Source organism: Oceanidesulfovibrio marinus (genome assembly GCF_013085545.1).
Taxonomy (GTDB): Bacteria; Desulfobacterota; Desulfovibrionia; order Desulfovibrionales; family Desulfovibrionaceae; genus Oceanidesulfovibrio; species Oceanidesulfovibrio marinus.
On sequence record NZ_CP039543.1, the window covers coordinates 2136823 to 2159448 of the forward strand.

A 22626-nucleotide genomic window follows, 5' to 3' on the forward strand; every position below is an offset into this window, starting at 1 on the left:
ATCACTCCTTCAGTTGGACGGTCATGGGCGATATGCGTACCGGCCAGACGCCCTTGCCCAGATTATCGCCGCCCGCGAATACGAGGTAGCTGTATGTGCCGTAGTGGGTGATCTTCCGCGCCGCCGTGGTGAAGGCGTCCGGAATGAGCTCGCCGCCGGCTGCGAGCATTGCCGTGACGGGCAGCTCGCCGGCTGCGTTTACCGTTGCGTTGTCGGCTCCATCGCGCTTGTCCACGAAGAACACAGTGTCCGCCTCGGCCGGTACGGCCGCGCCGGGCAGGCCCTCGCCCATCAGGTACACGGCCCCGGCATGGGTCTGCGAAATGAGCGCCCGGAGCTCCGGGGACTCAGGCATGCCGAAAAAGAGCACGTCCTCTCCAGCGGTCTTTTGCATGTCCTGCACCGCCTCGTCCTCCGCCAGAATCACGGCCCTGCCCTGGCTGAGGGAGACAAGCACCCACTGGGCCAGCTTTCGGGCCTCCGGCGGCAGCGATTCGGCCAAGATCGCCACGAGATTTTCCGAGCCCTTGAGCCGATTCACCGTGGCCGGCACCTCCTCCGGCGCAAGACGGCGGAAGATGTTCGCCTCGGGATCGGCCTCCGCGCGCAGAGGCTCGGCTTTGGTTTCAAGCACGGCCTCGCCGCGGTCACCATCCGCAGGCAGGGTGATGGTCGCGTTCGTCTTCCCATCCGCCGTCTCCACCACCACGGGCACGGTCAGATCGTAGCCCGGTTTCTGCTGTGAGACGCCCGTTTCCACGCGCCAGCCTCCGTCACTCTTGGCGCTCTTTGCACTCAGCGCGAGCCTGGCCGCACCCGGCCGGTCCACCCACTGGGCAAAGAACCGCGCCGCCCCGTCCGGCCCAAGAAGCTCCGGCGCGGCAAAAGCCTGCTGGAAGTCCGACCACGAGGTGAGCTGAAACAGATGGTCGGCGTAGAACTGCCGCAATGTCTGCCAGAACGCTTCGTCCCCCACGCGGCGGCGCAGCATGTGGAACACATACATGGCCTTGCCGTAGCCCACGGCCTGGGTGGCCGGGCTGGTGCGCGAGGTGAACGCATCCAGGGCGAAATCCTTATCCGGCGGCACCACCAGGGCGTAGTTCCGCAGGTTCTTGATGCGATACTCCAGCGCGGCCGCCTGGCTTTCGAGCTCCTTGCTCAGGTAGTCGGCCACGTAGGTGGTCAAACCCTCGCACCAGTTGCCGCGTTCCCAATCCACAAGCACGCCGTTGCCCCACCAGCAGTGCGCCACCTCATGCCGCAGGCTCGTTTCCGGAATGAACGGCAGCGCCAGCACGCGGCCACCCAGCAGAGTGAAGCCGGGGAAGCCGTACCCGGTGGGGAAGTAGTTCTCCACCACGGAAAACTGCGGGAAGGGGTACGCGCCGTGGAGCTTGCTGAAGAAGGCGACGTGCCGCGAGGTGGCCTCCAGATAGCGCGCGGACAAGGGCTCGTTCTGCCGGGTGAAATACGTGAGCACCGGGACCGGGCCGTCGTCGTTGCGCCGCATGGTCCACCAGCCGGCAGCGAGAGGCAGGCGGTCCTCCGGCGACCATGCGTCCCAGCGGGAGAGGCTCTCATCCTGCAGATCCGCATGGCCCATCAGGCCGCCTGTGGTCACGGCGTACATGCCCAGCGGTGCGCGGACCGTGAGCGCGTAGTGCGCGCCGTGCTCCGGTAGCCAGGGATACCAGTCGCTGCCGGGCAGCAGAAAGGCGCCCTTGTCCGTGATGGAGCCCATGACGCCGAAGCCGGGGTTGTCCATGGAGGCGGGCTGCTCCTCCACCGGATCGTCAAAGCGGCAGGCGTACTCGATGTACAGGGAGGACGCGCCCTTGGGGATGTCCACGGAGAGGCTGCGGCCGTCGCGCTCGTACTGCGCGTTGTTACCATCCACCCGCATGACCGAGATCGCGGCCTTCTGCGCCAGCAGCACCGTGGCCCGCGCCCCGGCATAGCGCGAGACGTCGAGATCGGCCACGCCGGTCAGCATCGCCTCGTCGGGACGGAGCGCAATTTCAAGCGTATGGGACGGCGCCTCCGCCCGCACCTCGATAGCCACCGCCGGAACGAGCAGCAACGCGACGAAAAGGATGAGGGGCAATACCAGGAGCCGGACACGCATGGAGGGTATGAGTCGAATCATACCCTCCAATATACTCGAAAGAGGACTCGGCAGAAACGGAAAAGTCAGCGCAAGTGGGCGATGGCGCGCCAGTCCAGACCCAGGAGGCCGGCGGCCTCGCGGTCCAGCGCTTTGGCGTCGAAGGAGGCGAGGATTTTGCCCACCGGCGGATCGCACCTCGCTCCGCCCAGGTGGTAGTCGCGTAGCCCCACGGTACCGTCCATCACGGCCAGGTCCGGACTGCGATAGGTGATGAGGTCGGCTATGCACTCCTGCAGCTGGCCGTGGAATTGCGACTTTTTGTACCCGCCAGCGCCAGCACCGTACCGCGTGGGCGGCAGCAGCCCCATCATGTTCTTCAGACTGCCGGTAACCTTGGACAACGAGTGCGCCTTGAGCACGGGCAGGGAGACCACGGCGTGGGTGAAGGCGATCTCGGGAAGCTCCATGGTCCGATGCACGGTGCGGGAGTCGTCGGTCAGCATGGTGCAGGGCTCATGGTTCAGGTCGATGAGTCGCACGTCCTCCTCGCGCGCCATGGCCTCGTACCCCAGCCGGGCGAATATCTCGCCTGTCTCCATGCCGGCCTGGCCGCAGCCTTCGGCCACCACCACCTCGCCGGCCCCTGCCTGCCGCGCATAGCGCAGCACGGCGCGGACCATGGCCACGGGAGTAGTCACAGGGAAAGGCGAGTCGTTCACCAGGTTGGGCTTGAGCAGCACGCGCTCCTGCGCGGCAAAGAAGGCCGCCGCATCCACGGCGCCCAGCGCCGCGGCCACGGCATTCTCATACGCTTCCGGATCATCGCTCAAGGCGCGGCTCTCCACGGCGGCCACGCGTCCGTCCTGCTGTACAACTGTCATGGCCGGCCTCCTACAGCAGCTTGGTGGCCTGCGCGCCCTGGCGCATGCAGTAGTCGTCGATGGCGTTTTTGTCGCCCAGCACGGTGATCTTGGCCTGGGCCATGCCCTGGTTCACCACCTGGCCGAAGCGCCGCATGTCCTCCACCGTAGTGGCGAGTATTTCCTCGCGCATCCGCTGGCGCAGGGCATCGGTATCGGCAGTGAGGTACCGCGCCATGGAGGCGTAGCCCTTGGCGTCCGGCAACATGTAGGCGTCGAGGTCGCTGATGGAGCCGATAATCGCCTTGGAGCGCGCGTCCTCGTCCATCTCCAGCTCGGCCAGATGCTTCGCCGACTCGTCGTAGACCTCCAGCGTCCTTTCCAGGTTGGGGTCGCGATAGGAGCAGAACGCCAGCACGCCGCGCATGCGATCCAGCATGGTGAACGCGCCGTACGCCCCGCCCTGCACGCGGATACGGTCCCAGAGGAAGCCGTTGCGCAGGTACTTGGCGGCCACGCTGGCAGAGCCGTGAAAGGTGTAGCCCAGGGCGGCCAGGTCCAGGGCCTTGCCCACGTAGTTCACCTGCGCGGGAATGGAGAGCCCTTCAGTATCCGGCACCACGAGCTCGTTGGCGGCAAAGGCGTGCAGCCACTCCGGCAGCGTTTCTTCGACAGCCATCTTCTCGTCGGACAAGGCGTCCAGCATGGAGGTAAGCGGCAGCTCGAAGGCCGCCAGGCCTGCCTCCTCGGCCGTGACGTTGGCCAGGCAGTTGGTGCGGCGCACCAGGCTGGCGTGGATGGTCTCCAGACTGCAGCGCACCTCGTCCCAGGCGTTGTCCACCTTCTGCGCAAGCTCGCGCAGGAAGAAGAGCTGGCTCACGCCGGACATGCGCTCATCCAGCTGCCCGGCCTGGCTGAATCGCGCCATCAGCCGATTGGCCACCATCATGTGGCCGGCAGGCACCAGGCGATGCTCCAGCCGCGCCTTTTCCTCCAGCACAATCTGCTTGAAGCGGCTCTGGTTGTCGAAGTTGGGCTCGGTCAGCACCTCACCCAGGATGTCGGCCAGGTAGTGGCCCTTGTCCCGGGTGGCCTTGCCGCGCAGCAGGAACCACGCCGTGGGGCGGCCGGTGCCGCGGATGGTGGCGGTGAAGAATCCGGGATCGATGCCGCCGGTGCGCGAGGCGATCTGCATGCCCAGGTCCACGAAGTCGCGGCGCTGCGTGCCCATCTCCAGCAGAGCCCGGCCATACAACGGAATGAACGGCGCGTACTCGTCCGGGATGGAGAGCATATCGAAGCCCAGATCGAGATAGACGATGCCGCGCGCATCCAGAGCGTGCTCCAGAATTTTGGCGCCGGCGTGGGACTTCTCGGTCACGGGGATGGTGCGATTTTCCTTGTCCAGATCCTCAAGCTGCAGCCGAGGGATGGTGGCCAGATCCTTGGCCGAGTCCGGCGTGCCCTGCAGCCGCTCCAGCTCCTTGGCTTCTTCTACAATGCGCTCCATGCCCTCTGCGCCCACGCTCTGCCGTATGACCTCCAGCTTGCCGGCATCCTCGGTCTGGAGTTTTTCACCCAAGGTGGCGTCCGGCAGCAGCGTAACGCGTGTGCGGTGGGGGTTCTCCAGGAAGTGCGTGCGGATGAGGTCCTCGAACACGCGCTCGCCGCTGTCGATGCGCCTCCTGAGCGAGGCCAGGTCGTCCTCAAAGGCCATGGCCTCAACCGGGTCCTTGTCGTACAGCCAACCGGAAAGCGTACGCACCATGATGTACAGCCCGCGGGGGAAGCTGCCGGTGTTCTGCTCGCGCAGCTCGAACTCCACGGAGTTGAAGGCCGCCTCCACGGCGTTCCTGGGCGCGCCGTTCTCCACGATGTCCTTGAACACGCCTTCGATGACGGCCTGCACCGCATCCCCGTCCTCGGGTTTCACGCCCTTGAGGCCGGTGGAGAAGTACATCTGCCGAAGGTCGGCCTCCAGGCCCACGCCGGCCACGTCGTCGCCCAGGCCGGACTCGATGAGCGCCTTGCGCAGGGGCGAAGCCGGCAGACCGATGAGCAGGTGCTCCAGCATGTTGAAAGACAGGTTCACCTCGCCGGCCTTCTCGCCCTCTGGGAAGGTCTCGGGCAGCAGCCAGTTGACCGTGACCATGGCCTTGGATTCGGAGTCCTCGGACGCGGCGTAGTACTCTGTAATCTCCTTGGGCGCGCTGAACTTCGCTTGCAGCGGCACGTCGGAGCCCGGCTCGATGGCCTGGAACTCCTCGATGTACTCGGCCGCCTTGGCCAGGCGATCCTCCTCCGGATCGTCGCCGTAGGCGTAGAACCACGCGTTGGAGGGGTGGTAGTACGTGCGGTGGAAGTCCATGAACTGCTCGAAAGTGAGCTGTGGGATGACGCGCGGATCGCCGCCGGAGTCCAGCCCGTAGGTCATGTCCGGAAAGATGGAGTGCTGCGAGTGCTCGTGCAGCAGGCTGTCGGGAGAGGAGTACGCCCCGCGCATTTCGTTGTAGACCACGCCCTTGTAGGAAAGCGGCCCCTCTGCCGACTCGGCCTCGAAGTGCCAGCCCTCCTGCTTGAAGATCTCCTCCGTCAGCCTGGGGAAGAACACGGCGTCCAGGTAGACGTCCATGAGGTTGTAGAAGTCGCGCAGGTTAGTGGAGGCTACGGGGTAGCAGGTCTTGTCCGGAAAGGTGAAGGCGTTGAGGAATGTCTTCATCGAGCCCTTGAGCAGCTCCACGAACGGCTCCTTGACCGGGTACTTGCGCGAACCGCACAGCACCGAGTGCTCCAGGATGTGAGCCACGCCCGTGGAGTCCGACGGCGGCGTGCGGAAGCTGACGCCGAAGACCTTGTTCTCGTCGTCGTTGGTCAGCGAGAGGTAACGGGCGCCGGTCTTTAGATGGCGGTACAGTCGGACGCGAGAGTGCAGCTCGGGCAGCTCCTGCTCCTGGACGAGTTCGAAACCGTGGACGTGGACACCGGACATGATTCCTCCTATAACGATATCGTCGAAGATGCTTTATTCATGGGGTAAAATGGAGGCCCCCCAAAGCGGGGGCGTCACTGTGAAGGAGCGACTATACATGAGTGTACCATCGAATAAAACCGTGATCCTCACAGGCGCATCGCGTGGCATCGGCCGCGCCGTGGCGCATGCTCTGTCCCAGCGTGGGGTGCGCCTGGTCCTCAACGCTCGCGGGGAAGACAGGCTGCGCGAAACGGCCGAGGGCTGCACCGGGGCGGATGCGCGCATCGTGGCGGGCAACGCCGCCTCGGCCTCCATAGCCCAGAAGCTAGTGGACGAGGCGCGGGACATGGGCAGCTTCGCCGGCTTTATCCACGCCGCCGGCGTGCTCCACCCCGGCCCCCTGCTCAACGAGATCGAGGAGCACGCCTTCCGCGAGGTGCTGGACGCCAGCCTGACCGCCGCCTACCAGCTTGTCCGCTTTGCCGTGCCCGTGCTGGAAGGCACAGCCCACTACGGGGCCGAACGCGGCATCGCCGTGTTCTTCGGCTCCGGCGCGGCAGAGATCGCCCAGCCCGGCATCGCCGCCTACTGCATCGCCAAAGCAGCGGAGGAGCACCTCATGCGTCAGCTCGCGGCGGAAAGCGACGGCGTCTACACCTTTGCCTACAGGCCCGGCGTGGTGGAAACACGCATGCAGCAACAGGCGCGGAGCGCCGAGGGCGGGGCCGCGGACACCTTGCGCAAGACCTTCCAGAGCTGGAAGGACGAGGGCCGGCTCATCGAGCCCGAAGAGTCGGCGCAGGGGCTCCTGAAGTTCATAGAGCAGGCCGACCGGCTGCACGGCCGGTCCATACGGATCGGAGAGGCGGTGTAGGTTTACTCGAAGCCGTTCTAAATCAACTAGAGTAATGTAGTTGGATGGCCGCTATGGACAACTAAGGCAAGAGTTCAACGTGTTGGTTTAATAGCCAGACCTGATAGGGACAAGTTATCTTCTCCTTCTTCGTTGACGTATATTTCTATATCGCACACCACGCCATCGCCAGAAAGATCACTGGACAAGTGGAAATGTTGGGTGTCGTCTTTTTGTAACTCATTCAAATAATTAATTAAACTTTGTATTTCTTCTTTATTAATGCCAATACTTATCTCATACCATCCTGTTCCAAAGTCCTCTATCTCAGCTCTCATACTACTACCTCGTAGGATCGATGTATTTGCGGGTGACGCCAATCATGCCAATGGGGTCCTCTTTTTTTACCTCCCAATCTACCTTCTTTATCCCAACGTCTTATTTTCACAACTAGGGGTGATGGTGTTGCAAAAAACTTATTGTATAGCTTTACTACTTCAAACAACAACTAGCTTATCTCCAGCTCGGGGACACCGCTAGACCAAACGACTCTCTCACAAAACTTTACTCGTGGTACACTAGAGGCATAGTCGCCCCCCAGTTTTGAGAGTTTGCGAAATCAGGGAGTGGTGCTATTGTGGGGCTCACCGGAGAAGGTGTATTTTCCGGGTATGGACGAACCCGAGATTCAAGGAGAGCCGCTGTGCATTCCATCAAAGATATCGCCAACATGTTCGACGAGACCAAGTGGGGCAAGGACTTCACGCGGCCTGAAGTGGAAGCCATCGCCCGCTTCATGTCCATCCACCACTACGACAAGGGCCAGAACATCTTCAAGCAAGGCGAACGCCAGAGCTACATGGCCTTTATCGTGGATGGCCGGGTGGACATCCTCAAGGAAAGCCTGGACGACCTGGAGCAGATCGTGGTCACCCTGAACCCGCGCACCCACTTCGGCGAGATGGCCTTTGTAGACGACGAGCCCCGCTCCGCCTCGGCCACGGCGCGCGACGACGTGACCCTGCTGGTGCTTTCGGTGGACAACTTCGAGCGCATCCTGGAGCAGTACCCGCCCATCGGCATCAAAATGCTGCGGAACATCGCCCGAATGATCAGCCAGCGGCTGCGCATGACCACGGGCAAGCTCGTCTACACCCGCGTGTAGTCGGGAACATACACCGTGCTCCGCCACGCCTCATCCCCCGAGGTACGACGTCTCGCGCCCATCCTCTGCTTGCTCGCCGTTCTCGTCTGGCCTGCGCCGGCCATCGGCCAGGAGCCGGCCGGCCACCCGCTCATGCTCTGGGAGGCTACCCTCCCGGAGAGCAATGCCACGGTCCATTTGCTGGGCACCATCCACGAGGCCCCGCCGGACCTCTACCCGCTGGACTCAGGGTACGAGGAGGCGTTCGACAAAGCCGACACCCTTGTGGTGGAAGTGAACATCGCGGCCGTGGACATGGCTACCGTGGGGAATAAGGTGCGCAAGCTCTCCATGCTGCCCGACGGCGTCACCCTGGCGGAGGTCATCGGCCCGGAGCTCTGGCAGTTGCTCACGGAACGGCTCGCCGGGATGCAACGCCCCGGCCTCACGCCGGAGCGCGTCAGCTCGCTGCAACCGCTGCCCGTGGCCTTCATGCTGCTCACGGAGTCTCTGGCCAAGGTGCAGGGCCAGCGTGGCCTGGGTATCGAGGCGTACTTTCTGGAACGCGCACTGGAGAAAGACCTGCCCGTGGGCGAGCTGGAGGGCATGCTCTTCCAGGTCGAGCTCTTCGCCTCCATCCCGCTGGAGCAGCAGACCAGCTACCTGGCCATGATCCTGGACCACGGCGTGGAAGAGCTTGGCGAGAACTTCATCACCATGGCCGATGCCTGGAAAGCCGGGGACCTGGATACCCTGGCCGAGTACGTGCGCATGGAGCGTGGCTCCGACCCGGCGCTGGGACCGTTCTACGACGCCATCCTCGAAGGCCGCAATCCGCACATGGCGAAAAAGGTCCTGGACTATCTGCACCGCGGCGGCGACACCCTCGTGCTGGTCGGCGCGGCGCATCTGGCCGGAGACACGGGCATCCTGGCCTTGCTGCAAAACGCCGGCGTCCGCATCCGGCGGCTCGATTCCCGTGGACTCGACGCGCCTGCCCCCGAGAGCTGATCGATACGCCCTGGATCTTTACCGGACCGGGTAGTTATCGGATATTCGTTATTTTTTGTTGTCTCTCCCTCCATCTTCTTGTATAAGGCAGTCAGATGGAAAACTCCATCTGACGAGGCTCCGTCGCCCGGCGTCATGCCGCCTAAGCCCCCCTTGACCCGTCGTCGGGCGACGCCTCGGCCAGCAGCGCAGGTGGCAGCCTGCTTCCCCCCCCGGTCCGGAGCACTCTTGTTCCGGACCGTCCTCGTTCCAGGTCATCCTCGCACGCCTCCTATTTGGCGTTACTGTCTTATTGATACCACGTGATCCCGCCTCTTTCGATGTGCGCAGGGATTGTCCCTTTCCCATACACACGGCCTCAGCGCCTCTCGTACAGATTTCAGCCTCCCAATCGCGCGCCTGATTCCGCGTGCCCGGCGCGGGGCACGCCTCTGCGAACCCGCCCCACCTGGGGGTTTGCGTCCCTTGCGCACCAATTTCCATCATTGTGAAGCGTTGAATATTCATGCTGTTACCGTTTGAAGGCAGTAAAGCGTCGAGGGCTTGACAACTTTCTTCGCCAATCCCTATGACTGTTCGATCATCGCTCCAGGGGGACGATTTCCGAGCAGGGCTCAGCAGCGACGGTTCGCGCCCCCTGTTTTCGCGACATCACACCAGCACAAGGGAGAGGACATGGCCAAATCCTTGGAAACTCAGAGAACATATGCTCTGATCGGCACAGGAGGAACCGGCAAGACGTCCCTTGCCGAAATGCTGCTCTTCCAGTCGAAGTCCATCAACAGGCTCGGCAGAATCGAGGAAGGTTCCACTTCCCTGGATTACGAGCCCGAAGAGACCAAGCGCGGCGGCTCCGTTCAGCCGGGCTTTGCCAACTTCGAATGGAAGGGCGGCCTCCACTACCTTGTTGATGTCCCTGGCGACAACAACTTTGTCGGCGACATGGCCCACCTGCTCACGGCCGCCGACGCCGTGATCTTCACCGTGGACGCTGTTGACGGCGTCCGCCCCCTCGCCAAGAAGTTCTGGGACCAGGCCCGCGAAGCCGGCCTGCCCGCCATCGTGTTCATCAACAAGATGGACCGCGACCGCGCCGACTTCAACACCGTCATGGACGGCCTGACCTCCATCCTGGGCATCAAGCCCGTGATGCTGGGCCTGCCCATAGGCGCGCAGTCGGAGTTCTCCGGCATCGTGGACGTCCTGGACAACACCGCCTGGATCTTCGGAGAAGACGGCGCCGTGACCAAGGGCGACATCCCCGCGGACATGGCCGAAGAGGCGCAGACCCTGCGCGAGACCACCATCGAGAACATCGCCGAGAGCGATGAAGAGCTCATGGAGATCTACTTCGAGGAGGGCGGGCTCTCCCCGGAGAACATCCAGAAGGGTCTGCACAAGGGCGTGCTCAGCGGCGAGGTCGTACCAGTCATCGCCGGCAGCGCCCTGGAGAACAAGGGTGGCCAACGCCTGCTGGACGCCATCGCCGACCTTCTGCCCAGCCCGCTGGAGCGCGCACCCTGGACCGGCGCTGACGGTTCCGAGCGCGCCTCTTCTCCAGACGAGAAGGTCGCGGCATTCGCCTTCAAGACGCTGGCAGACCCCTTTGCCGGCCAGGTCACTCTCTTCCGCGTGCTTTCCGGCAATATGACGGCCGACACCGTGTACGGCAACCCGCGCAAGGGCGAGTCCGAACGCGTGGGCCAGCTCATCCACATCACCGGCAAGACCCACACCCCAAGCAAGGAGGCCGCGGGCCCCGGCGCCATCGTCGGCGTGTCCAAGCTCAAGGTCACCAGCACGGGCGACACCCTCGTGGCCGAGAAGGACTCCTTCATGCTGGAGCCGCCGGCGGTCACGCCCCCGCTCATTACCTACGCCCTGGCGCCCAAGGAAAAGGGCGACGAGGACAAGGTCTACCAGGCCATGCAGAAGCTCCAGGTGGAGGATATCACCCTCTCCCTTTCCCGCGATGAGGAATCGAGCGACGTACTCATCTCCGGCATGGGCCAGCTGCACATCGAAACCGCCGTGGAGCGCGCCAAGCGCCGCTACAAGGTGGACATCGTGCTGAAGACCCCCAAGGTCCCCTACCGCGAGACCATCCGCGGCAAGGCTGACGTGCAGGGCCGGCACAAGAAGCAGTCCGGCGGACGCGGCCAGTTCGGCGACTGCTTCATCCGCATGGAGCCCACCTCCCGTGGCGAAGGCTACACCTTCGAGGACGCCATCGTGGGAGGCGCCATTCCGCGGCAGTACATCCCGGCCGTGGACAAGGGCATCCAGGAAGCGTCCGCGCGCGGCTACCTGGCCGGTTTCCCGGTGGTGGACTTCAAGGTCACCCTCTACGACGGCTCCTACCACTCCGTGGACTCCTCGGAGATGGCCTTCAAGGTGGCCGGCTCGCTGGCCTTCAAAAAAGCCATGGAGACGGCCCAGCCCGTGCTCCTGGAGCCCATCATGCTCGTCACGGTCTCCGTGCCGGACAGCTACATGGGCGACGTCATCGGCGACCTCTCCAGCCGACGTGGCAAGGTGCTCGGCTCCGACTCCCAGACCGGCATCACCGAGATCAAGGCCCACGTGCCCATGAGCGAGATCCTGCGCTACGCCCCGGACCTGCGGTCCATGACCGGCGGCCAGGGCACCTTCGCCATGGAGTTCGACCACTACGAGGAGGCGCCGCCGCCAGTGGCCGACAAGGTCATCGAGGAGAGCAAGGCGGCCGAGGAATAACCGCCAACGCCTCAAACCATGCATCCACGCCGGCCGGGACCTTCCCGGCCGGCTTTTTCTTTCACTCCCGGCAAATGCACGCCATTCCCTTTTGGCACGGAATGCTGTAGGAATACGTTCGTTTCTCCACTGCCCTCACGGCCACGGCCTCCGGCGGCCTTCGCCATACCTCGATTCCGGCCGCCACTGTTATTGTCATGACGCCTTATGGCGTACAAAACACGATGGAGACGCGCGGCGCAGCCTGCCCGATCCGGCCGCCCGAACGCCGCCTGCTCCCCACCCCTGACCCATGACCCTGATTCGAACGCTCTGGTTTTACGCACTCCTCGTGCCGTCCACCATGGTCTTCTCCTTCATCGCCATCTGCGGCGGCGTGCTCAAGAGCCGCGCCGTGTGCAAGTGGGTGGAGCGCAACTGGAGCGCCTTCACCCTGTGGACCGTGGGCGTCCGCGTGGAGGCCGATCTTGCCGCCCTGCCCGAGAAGGGGCCGCTGGTCGTTATCGCCAACCACCAGAGCCAGTTCGACATCTTCCTGCTCTTCTACGTGCTGGCCCGCTATCCCCTGAGCTTTGTGGCCAAGAAGAGCCTGTTCCGCATTCCGCTGCTGGGACCGGCCATGCTGGCCGCCGGCCACGTGCCCATCGACCGCGCCAACAACCGCGAGGCAATGAAGGCCATGAACGTAGCCGCCGAGCGCGCGCAGCAGGGTTTCTGCCCCGTTGTCTTCCCCGAAGGCACCCGCCAGACCGACACGTCCCGGCTGGGCGAGTTCAAGACAGGCGGCTCCATTCTGGCCATCAAGACCGGCGCGCCCATCGCCCCGGTGATCATCCACGGCTCGGGCGGCATCCTGCCGGCCAACGGCTTCATGCTCGGCAAGAACCGCCGGGTCACTGTCCGCGCGCTGGAGCCCATCTCCCCCGGAGCGTACACCCTCAAGCAGCGCGACCAGTTGAGCAGCGACCTGCATGACATAATGAGCGGGGCATATCGGGACCTCGCTTCCAAACATACCGGAGACCCCACACCATGAGCTCGACAAGCCCCGTTACGATTACCCCCCTGGGAGGCCTGGGCGAGATCGGCATGAACTGCATGACCGTGGCCAGCGACGACCACATGATCGTGGTTGATTGCGGCCTGATGTTTCCCGACGACTACATGCTCGGCATCGACGTGGTGATCCCGCGTTTCGACCATATCCTTGAGAACAAAGACAGGCTGCGCGGCATCGTGCTCACCCACGGCCACGAGGACCACATCGGCGCCCTGCCCTGGCTCCTGCCTTACGTGGATGTGCCGGTCTACGGCTCCACCTTCACCCTCGCCCTGGTGGAGGGCAAGCTGCGCGAGCACAACCTGGACCGCTTTGTGGAGCTGCGCGAGGTGGCCGCCGGCGACCGCATCGAGCTCGGCGACATCGCCGTGAACTTCTTTCCGGTCTGCCACTCCATCATCCAGGGCTTCGGCCTGGGCATCGAGACCCCGGCCGGCAGGCTGGTGCACACCGGCGATTTCAAGATCGACCCCAACCCCCTGCACGGCAACTCCACCGACCTGGACTCCTTCCGCGAGTTCTCCCGCGAAGGCGCCCTGCTGCTGCTTTCCGACTCCACCAACGTGGAGCGCGAGGGCCACGCCCCCAACGAGCGCGAGATCATGTCCGCCCTGTCCGAGATCTTCAGGGACGCCAAGGGCCGCATCATCATCACCCTCTTCTCCAGCCACATCCAGCGCATGCAGGAGGTCTTCGACCTCGCCTGGCAGACCGGCCGCAAGGTCGCGGTGAGCGGCCGCTCCATCATGGCCAACATCGAGACCGCCCGGCGGCTGGGCTTTCTCTCCATTGCCGAGGGCGTGTACGTGGATATGGACCAGCTCGTGGACCTGCCCGACGAAGAGTGCGTGCTTCTGGTCACCGGCTCCCAGGGCGAGCCTCTGTCCGCGCTCACACGCATCGCCTCCGGCGAGCATCGCCAGCTCAAGATCCAAAAGGGCGACATGGTCATCCTTTCCTCGCGCTTCATTCCGGGCAATGTCCGCGCCATCACCCGCGTCATCAACAACCTCTACAGGCTCGGCGCGGAGGTGCTGTACGAGCGCATCGCCTCCATCCACGCCTCGGGCCACGCCTTCAAGGAAGAGCTGCGGCTGATGCTGGAGACGGTGCGGCCCAAGTTCTTCGTGCCCGTACACGGCGAGTACCGCCATCTGGTCAAGCACTCGCGCCTGGCGCAGGCCTGCGGCGTGGCGCGGGAGCGCACCATGGTCCTGGAGGACGGCCAACCCATCACCTTCCAGCCGGAAGGCGGCATCCGCTTCGAGGAAAGCACGCCCGTGGACAAGATCTACGTGGACGGCAAGGGCGTGGGCGATGTGGGCGCCACCGTGATCAAGGAGCGCCAGCTTCTGGGCGGCGAAGGTCTGGTCATCGTCTTTATGGTGGTGGACGGCGAGGGCTGGGAGATCCTCGTGGGCCCCAACGTGGAGTCCAAGGGCTTTGTCTTCGAGCAGCACTACTCCCACCTGCTGGACGACGCCAAGTGCATTGTCCTGGACATCTTCGAGGCCATTCCTCCGGGCGAGGAGACCAAGCTGAAGGAGCGCATCCGCTCGTCCCTGCGGCGCTTTTTCCGAAAGATACTGGAGCGCGACCCCGTGGTGGTTCCACTGGTGGTCGTCATCTGATATAAAGGTGCAGGACAGGGGTTGCAATGCCTGTCCAATTTCTGTATTGAACTCTGCTTTTGTTAAATCACACACACTCCGGCGTCCCTCCCGGGTCCCGCATCGCGCGGGTGGAGGAACCGTTCGCCGGGGTGGCGGTGCAACCCAAACCAAGGAGTATAACCCATGGCTTACGTTTCCATGAAGCAGCTGCTTGAGACGGGTGTCCACTTCGGCCACCAGACCCGTCGCTGGAACCCCAAGATGCGCCCCTACATCTTCGGCGCACGCAACGGCATCCACATTGTCGACCTCCAGCAGACTGTGAAGCTGTTCCAGACCGCCCACGACGCCATTGTGGACACCGTGGCCCGCGGCGGCCGCGTCATCTTCATCGGCACCAAGCGCCAGGCACAGGAAACCGTTGAGAAGGAAGCCGCTCGCGCGGATCAGTTCTTCGTGACCAACCGTTGGATGGGCGGCACGCTCACCAACTTCGCCACCATCCGCCAGTCCATCGACCGCCTCAAGAAGATCGAGGCCATGTTCGAGGACGGCTCCATCAGCCGCTTCACCAAGAAGGAAGCGCTGACCTTCTCCCGCGAGGCCGAGAAGCTCAACGCCGTGCTGGGCGGCATCAAGAATATGGAACGCCTGCCCGACATGGCGTTCATCATCGACCCCAAGCGCGAGGAGATCGCCGTCAAGGAATGCCGCAAGCTGAACATCCCCATCGCGGCAGTCACCGACACCAACTGCGATCCCGACGTGATCGACTACGTCGTTCCCGGCAACGATGACGCCATCCGCGCCATCAAGCTCTTTGTCTCGCACATTGCCGACGCCTGTCTGGAAGGCGCCGCCCGCCGCAAGGACGAGGCCGCCAAACAGAAGGAAGAGGCCGCTGCCGAAAAGGCTGCAGCCGCCAAGGCCGCCCCGGCGCCCGAAGCTTCCGCTTCCACCGCTGAGACCCCGGCGCCCAAAACCGAGGAAGCGGTTGCCAACGTGACCGAATCCGAGACCAAGGCCGAGGAGAAGAAGGCAGAGGCCGCCGCCGAAGCCTCCCAGACCCCCGAGGCCAGCGCCCCCGCAGCCAAGGCCGCAGACGAGACCGCCAAACCCGAATAAGCCCAAGAAGAGGAGAAGGCATAGCCATGGCTATTACCGCTCAAATGGTCAAGGAGCTCCGGGAGAAAACCGGAGCCGGGATGATGGACTGCAAAAAAGCTCTCGTAGAGGCCGACGGCGACGAGCAGAAGGCCATCGAGGAACTCCGCAAAAAGGGCCTGTCCAAGGCCGCCAAGAAGGCCGGCCGCTCCACCAGCGAGGGCCTCATCGCTCTGGCCCAGGAAGGCGACAAGTCCGCCGCCATTGTGGAGCTTCTGTGCGAGACCGACTTCGTCGCCCGCAACGAGCAGTTCCAGGCAACCCTGACCGCCATGGCCGAGTCCGTGGCGGCTGCTGCGCCTGCCTGCGGCGCCGACCACGGCGTTGTGCACTCCCCCTGCGACGAGTGCTGGCTGAACCATGAAGTCGGCGGCGGCAAGACCGTGGCCGACAAGGTCAAGGACCTCATCGCCGTGCTCGGCGAGAACATGCAGGCCGGCCGCTACGCCCGCATCGAGCTGGATGGCCACGGCGCCATCGGCAGCTACGTGCACATGAACAGCAAGATCGGCGTCATCGTCGAGCTCAAAACCCTCAAGGCCGAGAGCGCCGAGTCCGCCGAGTTCCAGGCCCTGGCCAAGGACATCGCCATGCAGATCGCCGCCTCCAGCCCGGTCTGCGTCGCTTCCACCGAGGTTCCGCAGGACCTGCTGGACCGCGAGCGCGCCATCTACCGCGACCAGGCCCTGGGCGAAGGCAAGCCCGAGAACGTGGTCGAGAAGATCGTCGAAGGCCGCGTCAACAAGTACTTCAAGGAAATCTGCCTGCTCGATCAGCCCTTCATCAAGGAAGACAAGAAGTCTATCTCCCAGCTGATCAAGGAGGTCTCCAAGTCACTCAACGACACTATCGAGATCGGGCGTTTCGCCCGACTCCAAGTCGGCGAGGACGCGGAGTAAGAAACCGCATATCATGAGAAAACGGGCCAAGCGGCCCGTTTTTTTTAGCCAATTCGAAACCTACAGGACGAGGACACACATGGGTTCAATCCGTTACTCGCGCATCCTGCTCAAGCTCTCTGGCGAGGCCCTGGCAGGCGATCTTTCCTTCGGCATCGATCCCGGAACGGTCAACGCCATCAGCAAGGAGATCGCCGAGGTCGTGGCCGAAGGCGTCGAGGTAGCCCTGGTCATCGGCGGGGGCAACATCTTCCGCGGCATGGCCGCTTCCGAGCAGGGCATGGACCGCGCCAACGCCGACTACATGGGCATGCTCGCCACGGCCATGAACTCCCTGGCGCTGCAGGACTCGCTGGAAAAGCAGGGCCTGGAGACGCGCGTGCTCTCCGCCATTACCATGCGCGAGGTGGCCGAGCCGTACATCCGCCGCCGGGCCATCCGCCATCTGGAAAAAAGCCGCGTGGTCATCTTTGCCGCCGGCACGGGCAACCCCTTCTTCACCACGGACACCGCCGCTGCGCTGCGCGCCATGGAGATCAAGGCCGACGCGATCCTCAAGGGCACCAAGGTGGACGGCGTGTACGACAAGGACCCGGTCAAGAACCCCGACGCCGTGCGCTACGAGAACCTCACCCACATGGACGCCCTCAAGGACCAGCTCAGGGTGATGGATGCCACGGCCCTGTCTCTCGCTATGGACAACAACCTGCCCATCGTCGTATTCAACCTCTTCACGCAAGGAAACATCAAGCGTGTCGTCCATGGAGAAAACGTCGGCACGCTGGTCCAAGGAGAGTGAGCAATGCAGACAATACTCGACGACGCAATGGAACGCATGGAAAAGGCCATTGAGAGCCTGGAGCGTGATTTCAGCAAGCTGCGTACCGGCCGTGCCTCAACCACGCTGGTGGATGAGCTCAAGGTGGACTACTACGGTACGCCCACACCCATGAACCAGCTGGCTTCCATCTCTGTCCCGGACAGCCGTAGCATCGCCATCCAGCCGTGGGACCGCAACGCGTTCGGCGAGATCGAGAAGGCCATCCAGAAATCCGACCTCGGGCTCAACCCGGTCAACGATGGCAAGCTCATCCGCATCAACATCCCGCCCCTCACCGAGGAGCGCCGCAAAGAGCTGGCCAAGATCGCTCGCAAGTACTCGGAAGACGCCAAGATCGCCGTGCGCAACATCCGCCGCGACGCCAACGACGCGTTCAAGAAGAAAAAGAACGAGAAAGAGATTTCCGAGGACGAGATGCACAAGGGCCAGGAAGACGTGCAGAAGCTCACGGACGACTACGTGGCCAACATCGACAAGGTCCTTGAGAACAAAGAAAAGGACATCATGGAGATCTAAGCTGCCTGCCCAGGATATCGTACCCGCACATCTGGCCGTCATCATGGACGGCAACGGCCGCTGGGCAAAGCAGCGTGGATTGCCCCGAAGCGAGGGGCACAAGGCCGGCAGTGAGACGGCCAAGCGCATCCTCGACGCCTGCCATGCGCGCGGCATCCGCCATCTGACGCTCTACACCTTCTCGCGCGAGAACTGGAGCAGGCCCAAGGACGAGGTTTCGTTCCTCTTCGACCTGCTCCAGTCGTTCATCAAGCGCGAGCTCGGCAAGCTCGTGGAAAAATCCGTGCAGCTGCGCGTGCTCGGCGAGCTGGAGGAGCTGCCCTTCGCCACACGCCAAGCTCTGCGTCTGGCCATCAACAAGACGCGCGGCGGCCAATCCATGATCCTCAACCTCGCCCTCAACTACTCGGGACGCGATGAGATCCTGCGAGCCTGCCGGCGCCTCATGACCGACGGCGTATCGCCGGAAGAGATCACCGAGGAAGCCTTCAGCCAGCGCCTCTACACCGCCGGCCAACCCGATCCGGACCTCATCATCCGCACCAGCGGCGAGCTCCGGCTTTCCAACTACCTGCTCTTCCAGGCCGCCTACAGCGAGTTCTACTTTACGGACAAGCTCTGGCCGGACTTCGACGAGGCCGAGCTGGACATCGCCCTGGCGAACTACGCCTCGCGCCAACGCCGCTTCGGCTCCACCAGCGAGCAGGTCGGAACCAAGGAGTAATACATGGCTCTCTCCGCAAGTCACATCAAACGACTTGCCACGGCCGGCGTGCTCATTGCTGTCCTCGCCGTCTGTCTCGTCATCGGCGGGATCGCCTACTACGCGCTCGTGGGCGCGGCTACACTCATCGGCCTCTGGGAGTTCTACGGCCTGTTCTCCCTGCCGCTGCATGCGCGCCTGGGCGGCATAGTCCTCTACGTCCTGATGCTCGCCGTCACCTACTTCTTCACGCCCATGGCCGGCTTCATCGTGGCGTTGTCCAGCTTTTGGGTGGTGAACGTCGCCTACACGTTCATCTGCGGCGAGGAGCTCCAGCCGGACGTGCCCTCGCGCTACTCCACGCACCTGGTCATGCCCACCGGTCTGGTCTACGTGGGCTGCTCCATTCTGACCTTTCTGATCATGACCCCGGCCGAGGCCGCGCTGGTCGTCGCGCTTGCGGCCGTGTCCGATACGGCGGCGTACTATGCCGGCTCGTACATCGGCGGCCCCAAGATATGGCCTTCCATCAGCCCCAAGAAGACCTGGGCCGGCTCCCTGGCCTCGGTGGTCGGCACGGCCCTGGCTGCACTCGTGGCGGGCATGGTTTTCGGCAAGCTTCTGCCGGGCATGGCCGGGCTGCACTGGTCACTCCTGCCGGTGCTCGGCGCCGCCCTGGCCATTGCCGCGCAGCTCGGCGACTTCTTCGAGTCGGCCATCAAGCGCACCGTGGGCGTCAAGGACGCCGGCAACCTCCTGCCGGGCCACGGCGGCCTGCTGGACCGCATCGACGGCCTGTTGCTGGCCGCGCCCGTGTACGTAATCCTGTGCTACGCCCTGCCCAAGGTTTTCGCCCTCTTCGGCTCCGCGGCCTAGCCGCATCCTGCGCCACATGACCACGGCCAATTACATATCCGCCCTGCCAGAGCCGGACGCGCTGCCTCCCTTTCCCAGGCGGCTGTCCGTCATCGGCTCCACCGGCTCCATAGGCTGCAACGCCCTGGCCGTGGCGGCGGAGCATCCGGACTCCTTCTGCGTGGTCGCCCTGGCCGGCGGCCGCAACATCGCCCGGTTGGCCGTGCAGGCGGAGCAGTTCCGGCCAGACTACCTCTGCGTGCTCAACGAGGCTCTGGCTAGGGAGCTGGCCACGCTCCTGCCCTCCAACTACAGACCGCAGATTCTGACTGGACCTGAGGGGTACGAGACCCTGGCCTCTCTGGACGAGGCTGACGTGGTGCTCTCCTCGGTGGTGGGCGCCGCCGGACTGCGCCCCACCCTGGCCGCCGTCCGCGCCGGCAAGATCGTGGCCCTGGCCAACAAGGAAGCCCTGGTCCTGGCCGGCGAGCTTATCCGCGAGGCATGCCGCGAGACCAACGCCGTGGTCCTGCCTGTGGACTCCGAGCACAACGCCCTGTTCCAGGCCATGGCCGGCCACGCAGGCCACGGCCTGCGGCGGATCATCATCACCGCCTCGGGCGGTCCCTTCCGCGGCAGGGACGCCGCCTTTCTGGAGAAAGTCACGCCTAAGCAGGCGCTGGCCCATCCCACCTGGTCCATGGGCGCCAAGATCAGCATCGACTCCGCCACCCTGATGAACAAGGGGCTGGAGGTCATCGAGGCGCACCAGCTCTACGGCCTGTCCCCGAAGCATATCGACGTGGTCGTGCATCCGCAGTCCATCGTCCACTCCCTGGTGGAGTACGAGGACGGCTCCCTGCTCGCCCATCTCGGCCCGGCGGACATGCGCATCCCCATCGCCTACTGCCTGTGCTGGCCCCGGCGGCTGCCCCTGCAGCTCGAACCTCTGGACCTTATCAAGGCCGGCACCTTGACCTTCGAGGAGCCCGACCTTACTACCTTTCCCTGTCTGCGCCTGGCCTTCGAGGCCCTGGACCCGCGCACCGGGTCCCAGGCCGCCCGCGTGGCCCTGAACGCCGCCAACGAGGAAGCCGTGTCGCTCTTTCTCGGGGAATCCATCGCCTTCGGCGCCATACCGCGGCTGTGCGAACAGGCTGTGAACGCCATCCACGCCGCCGCGGACGCGCGTCTCGATCTTCCCGCCATACTGGACATAGACACCGAGACCCGCCATAAAGTGAGGGAGTGGGCCGCAACACTGTAAAACGGCCCTGTTTTTCCGGCCCCCATCCTTCAGGAGGTTCCACATACCGCCATGCAAAGCGTCGCGGCATTCATCATTGTTCTAGGCGTGCTCATCGCCTTCCACGAGCTCGGCCACTTCCTCGTTGCCAAGCTCATGGGCATGGGCGTGAAAACATACTCCCTCGGCTTCGGCCCCAAGGTATTCGGCAAGCGCTACGGCCAGACCGAGTACCGCCTCTCCTGGATTCCCCTGGGCGGCTATGTCTCCCTGGTGGGCGAGCGCGAGGACGACCAGCTTGAGGAAGGATTTACCGCCCGCGAGCACTTCAACCGCCGGCCCGCCTGGCAGCGCACCCTCGTGATCCTGGCCGGCCCGGTCTTCAACGTCATCCTGGCCTGGCTCATCTTCTGGGGTCTGTTCTGGGCCCAGGGCATGTACGAGCCCCTGCCCGTAATCGGACAGGTGCAGGAAGAGTCCCCGGCCGCCGCAGCCGGCATCATGAAGGGCGACCGCATCCTTACGGTGAACGGCAAGGAGATCGACACCTGGAGCGACCTCTCCAACACCATCTCGGCCAGCAATGGCACGGAAGTGACCCTGACCATCGAGCGCGGCGACGAGACCATCACCAAGGCCCTGAAGCCCAAGCTGATGACCCGCCCCAACCTCTTTGGCGAGGACGAGAAGAGCTACCTCATCGGCATCGTGGGCTCAGGCGACCACCGCGTGGTGCCCGTGAGCGGCGGTTCCGCGGCGGTCCTGTCCATCGAACGCACCTGGGACTACATATCCCTCACCGTGCAGGGCTTTGCCAAGCTCATCGAGCGCGCCATCCCGCTGGACACCGTGGGCGGTCCCATCATGATCGCCCAGCTGGTGAGCCAGCAGGCCCAGCAGGGCTTCGGCAACCTGCTCGCACTCACGGCGCTTATCAGCGTCAACCTGGCCATCATCAACCTTTTGCCCATTCCCGTGCTGGACGGCGGGCACATCCTCTTTCTGATTATAGAGATGATCCGCCGCAAGCCGGTCAGCCCACGGGTTCAGGAGATGACCTTCCGGGTCGGCTTCGTCCTGCTCATCACGCTCATGCTTCTGGCTACATACAATGACATCGCCCGAATATTCGGCGGCTCCTGATTCCAGCCCCGTGCTCTGCCTCAACGGGGCCGAGATGCATATCCAGCTCTGCCTCCTCGCCCCGGCTCAGGCCGGCGGCGGGGGGGCGTACCGGCTGCTACGCTTCGAGGAACACGCCGTGGCCGGACGCGCCAACCCGGTGCTCGTGCCGGCCATGCAGCGCGTGCTGGAGGAGGCATCCATCCCGCTGGAGCGCGGCGGTTTGCGCCTGGCCTGCGTACGCGGACCGGGCAGCTTCACCGGGCTCCGGCTCACCCTGTCCGCCTGTCTGGGTCTGGCCGAAGCGCTGGAGCTTCCCCTGGCCGGCATGGACTACCTGCCCCTGGCCGCACGCGCCGTGATCCAGGCCATCCCACCGAAAAAGATGGGCCCTGGCACGCTGTTCATGGTCACCCACGCCCGCAGACGGCAGGTCTACTGCCAGGGCTTCTCCCTGCCTGACGGCGAGCCCGTGACCGCGCCGGACGTGCTGATGCTGGAGGATGTTCCGGCTTTGGTGGCCGCGCATCCCGGTATCCGCCTGCTGGTCGGCACTGGTATGGAGCGCAACCGCGAGCCGCTGGAGGAGCTCTTTGCCCAGGCGCAGGTGGACGTAGCCGTGCTGCCCGTGGACATGGCCCACCCCACGCCCAAGGCGTTCATCACCGAGGCCGCGAATCTCACCTTCTCCCGGCAGCCCATCGAGCCGCTCTATCTGCGCGGCTCCGACGCCGAGGAAAACCTGCCCGCCATTGCCGCCCTGCGCGGCCTTTCTGCGGAAGAAGCGCGGGAAAAAATTCTGCGCGCCCGCGCCGATTCCGAGTAACCAACTGTATTTATTCGATCAACACCTGCACTAAATCTTTCTTAAGCCCCCCTAAAGACTTTCCAGGGACAGTCGATCTTTTAGAGTAACACGCCG

The 22626-nt window shown here is 64.0% G+C and carries 18 protein-coding genes and 1 pseudogene; 15 read left to right on the forward strand and 4 right to left on the reverse strand.

What is annotated here, in order from left to right:
• Position 1 precedes the first annotated feature (1 nt).
• From E8L03_RS09520 to E8L03_RS09530, 3 genes are read right to left on the reverse strand one after another with little or no spacing between them, the layout of a single operon-like run.
• Complete coding sequence (locus tag E8L03_RS09520) at positions 2-2149, reverse strand: M1 family metallopeptidase (RefSeq protein WP_171267213.1); 2148 nt, start codon at positions 2147-2149, stop codon at positions 2-4.
• 44 nt (positions 2150-2193) lie between these two features.
• Positions 2194-2991 carry a DUF362 domain-containing protein gene (locus E8L03_RS09525; protein WP_171267214.1) on the reverse strand — a complete coding sequence of 266 codons (798 nt, stop codon included), beginning with the start codon at positions 2989-2991 and terminating at the stop codon, positions 2194-2196.
• A gap of 10 nt (positions 2992-3001) precedes the next feature.
• Complete coding sequence (locus tag E8L03_RS09530; protein WP_171267215.1) at positions 3002-5959, reverse strand: insulinase family protein; 2958 nt, start codon at positions 5957-5959, stop codon at positions 3002-3004.
• 97 nt (positions 5960-6056) lie between these two features.
• Here E8L03_RS09530 and E8L03_RS09535 point away from each other — a divergent pair, with 97 nt between their 5' ends.
• Positions 6057-6815, forward strand: coding sequence for an SDR family NAD(P)-dependent oxidoreductase (locus E8L03_RS09535; protein WP_171267216.1), 759 nt, complete (start codon positions 6057-6059; stop codon positions 6813-6815).
• A gap of 74 nt (positions 6816-6889) precedes the next feature.
• Here E8L03_RS09535 and E8L03_RS09540 read toward each other — a convergent pair whose 3' ends face one another.
• A complete protein-coding gene (locus E8L03_RS09540; protein ID WP_144233454.1) occupies positions 6890-7132 on the reverse strand; it encodes a hypothetical protein in 243 nt (80 codons plus the stop codon).
• Positions 7133-7497: 365 nt separating this feature from the next.
• On the opposite strand from E8L03_RS09540, the gene E8L03_RS09545 reads away from it, so the two are divergent.
• The 14 genes and pseudogenes from E8L03_RS09545 (at position 7498) to tsaB (ending at position 22530) form a co-directional block, all read left to right on the forward strand.
• Positions 7498-7959 (forward strand): cyclic nucleotide-binding domain-containing protein, encoded by a 462-nt coding sequence (locus E8L03_RS09545; protein WP_144233453.1) that lies wholly within the window; start codon positions 7498-7500, stop codon positions 7957-7959.
• 15 nt (positions 7960-7974) lie between these two features.
• Positions 7975-8949 (forward strand): TraB/GumN family protein, encoded by a 975-nt coding sequence (locus E8L03_RS09550; protein ID WP_171267217.1) that lies wholly within the window; start codon positions 7975-7977, stop codon positions 8947-8949.
• A gap of 675 nt (positions 8950-9624) precedes the next feature.
• Positions 9625-11685: an elongation factor G gene (gene fusA, locus E8L03_RS09555; RefSeq protein ID WP_144233451.1), complete on the forward strand. Its 2061-nt coding sequence runs from the start codon at positions 9625-9627 to the stop codon at positions 11683-11685.
• A 292-nt stretch (positions 11686-11977) separates the two neighbouring features.
• Positions 11978-12721, forward strand: coding sequence for a lysophospholipid acyltransferase family protein (locus tag E8L03_RS09560; protein WP_171267218.1), 744 nt, complete (start codon positions 11978-11980; stop codon positions 12719-12721).
• Positions 12718-14376 carry a ribonuclease J gene (locus tag E8L03_RS09565; protein ID WP_171267219.1) on the forward strand — a complete coding sequence of 553 codons (1659 nt, stop codon included), beginning with the start codon at positions 12718-12720 and terminating at the stop codon, positions 14374-14376. The genes E8L03_RS09560 and E8L03_RS09565 overlap by 4 nt, the downstream gene beginning before the upstream one ends.
• 165 nt (positions 14377-14541) lie before the next feature.
• Positions 14542-15387: pseudogene (rpsB, locus tag E8L03_RS09570) on the forward strand (30S ribosomal protein S2); the annotation flags it as partial.
• 122 nt (positions 15388-15509) lie between these two features.
• Positions 15510-16421 carry a translation elongation factor Ts gene (gene tsf / locus E8L03_RS09575; RefSeq protein WP_144233447.1) on the forward strand — a complete coding sequence of 304 codons (912 nt, stop codon included), beginning with the start codon at positions 15510-15512 and terminating at the stop codon, positions 16419-16421.
• A 79-nt stretch (positions 16422-16500) separates the two neighbouring features.
• A complete protein-coding gene (pyrH, locus tag E8L03_RS09580; protein ID WP_171267220.1) occupies positions 16501-17220 on the forward strand; it encodes a UMP kinase in 720 nt (239 codons plus the stop codon).
• Positions 17221-17223: 3 nt separating this feature from the next.
• Positions 17224-17778 (forward strand): ribosome recycling factor, encoded by a 555-nt coding sequence (gene frr, locus E8L03_RS21005; RefSeq protein ID WP_144233445.1) that lies wholly within the window; start codon positions 17224-17226, stop codon positions 17776-17778.
• Positions 17779-17821: 43 nt separating this feature from the next.
• Positions 17822-18502, forward strand: a complete 681-nt coding sequence (uppS, locus tag E8L03_RS09590; protein ID WP_244963712.1) for a polyprenyl diphosphate synthase — start codon at positions 17822-17824, stop codon at positions 18500-18502.
• 3 nt (positions 18503-18505) lie between these two features.
• A complete protein-coding gene (locus E8L03_RS09595; protein ID WP_171267221.1) occupies positions 18506-19357 on the forward strand; it encodes a phosphatidate cytidylyltransferase in 852 nt (283 codons plus the stop codon).
• A 16-nt stretch (positions 19358-19373) separates the two neighbouring features.
• Entirely contained in the window at positions 19374-20603 is a 1230-nt protein-coding gene (gene dxr / locus E8L03_RS09600) for a 1-deoxy-D-xylulose-5-phosphate reductoisomerase (RefSeq protein WP_171267222.1), read from the forward strand.
• A 51-nt stretch (positions 20604-20654) separates the two neighbouring features.
• Complete coding sequence (gene rseP / locus E8L03_RS09605) at positions 20655-21725, forward strand: RIP metalloprotease RseP (RefSeq protein ID WP_144233441.1); 1071 nt, start codon at positions 20655-20657, stop codon at positions 21723-21725.
• Entirely contained in the window at positions 21694-22530 is an 837-nt protein-coding gene (tsaB, locus tag E8L03_RS09610) for a tRNA (adenosine(37)-N6)-threonylcarbamoyltransferase complex dimerization subunit type 1 TsaB (RefSeq protein ID WP_171267223.1), read from the forward strand. The genes rseP and tsaB overlap by 32 nt, the downstream gene beginning before the upstream one ends.
• The last annotated feature ends 96 nt before the right edge of the window (positions 22531-22626 follow it).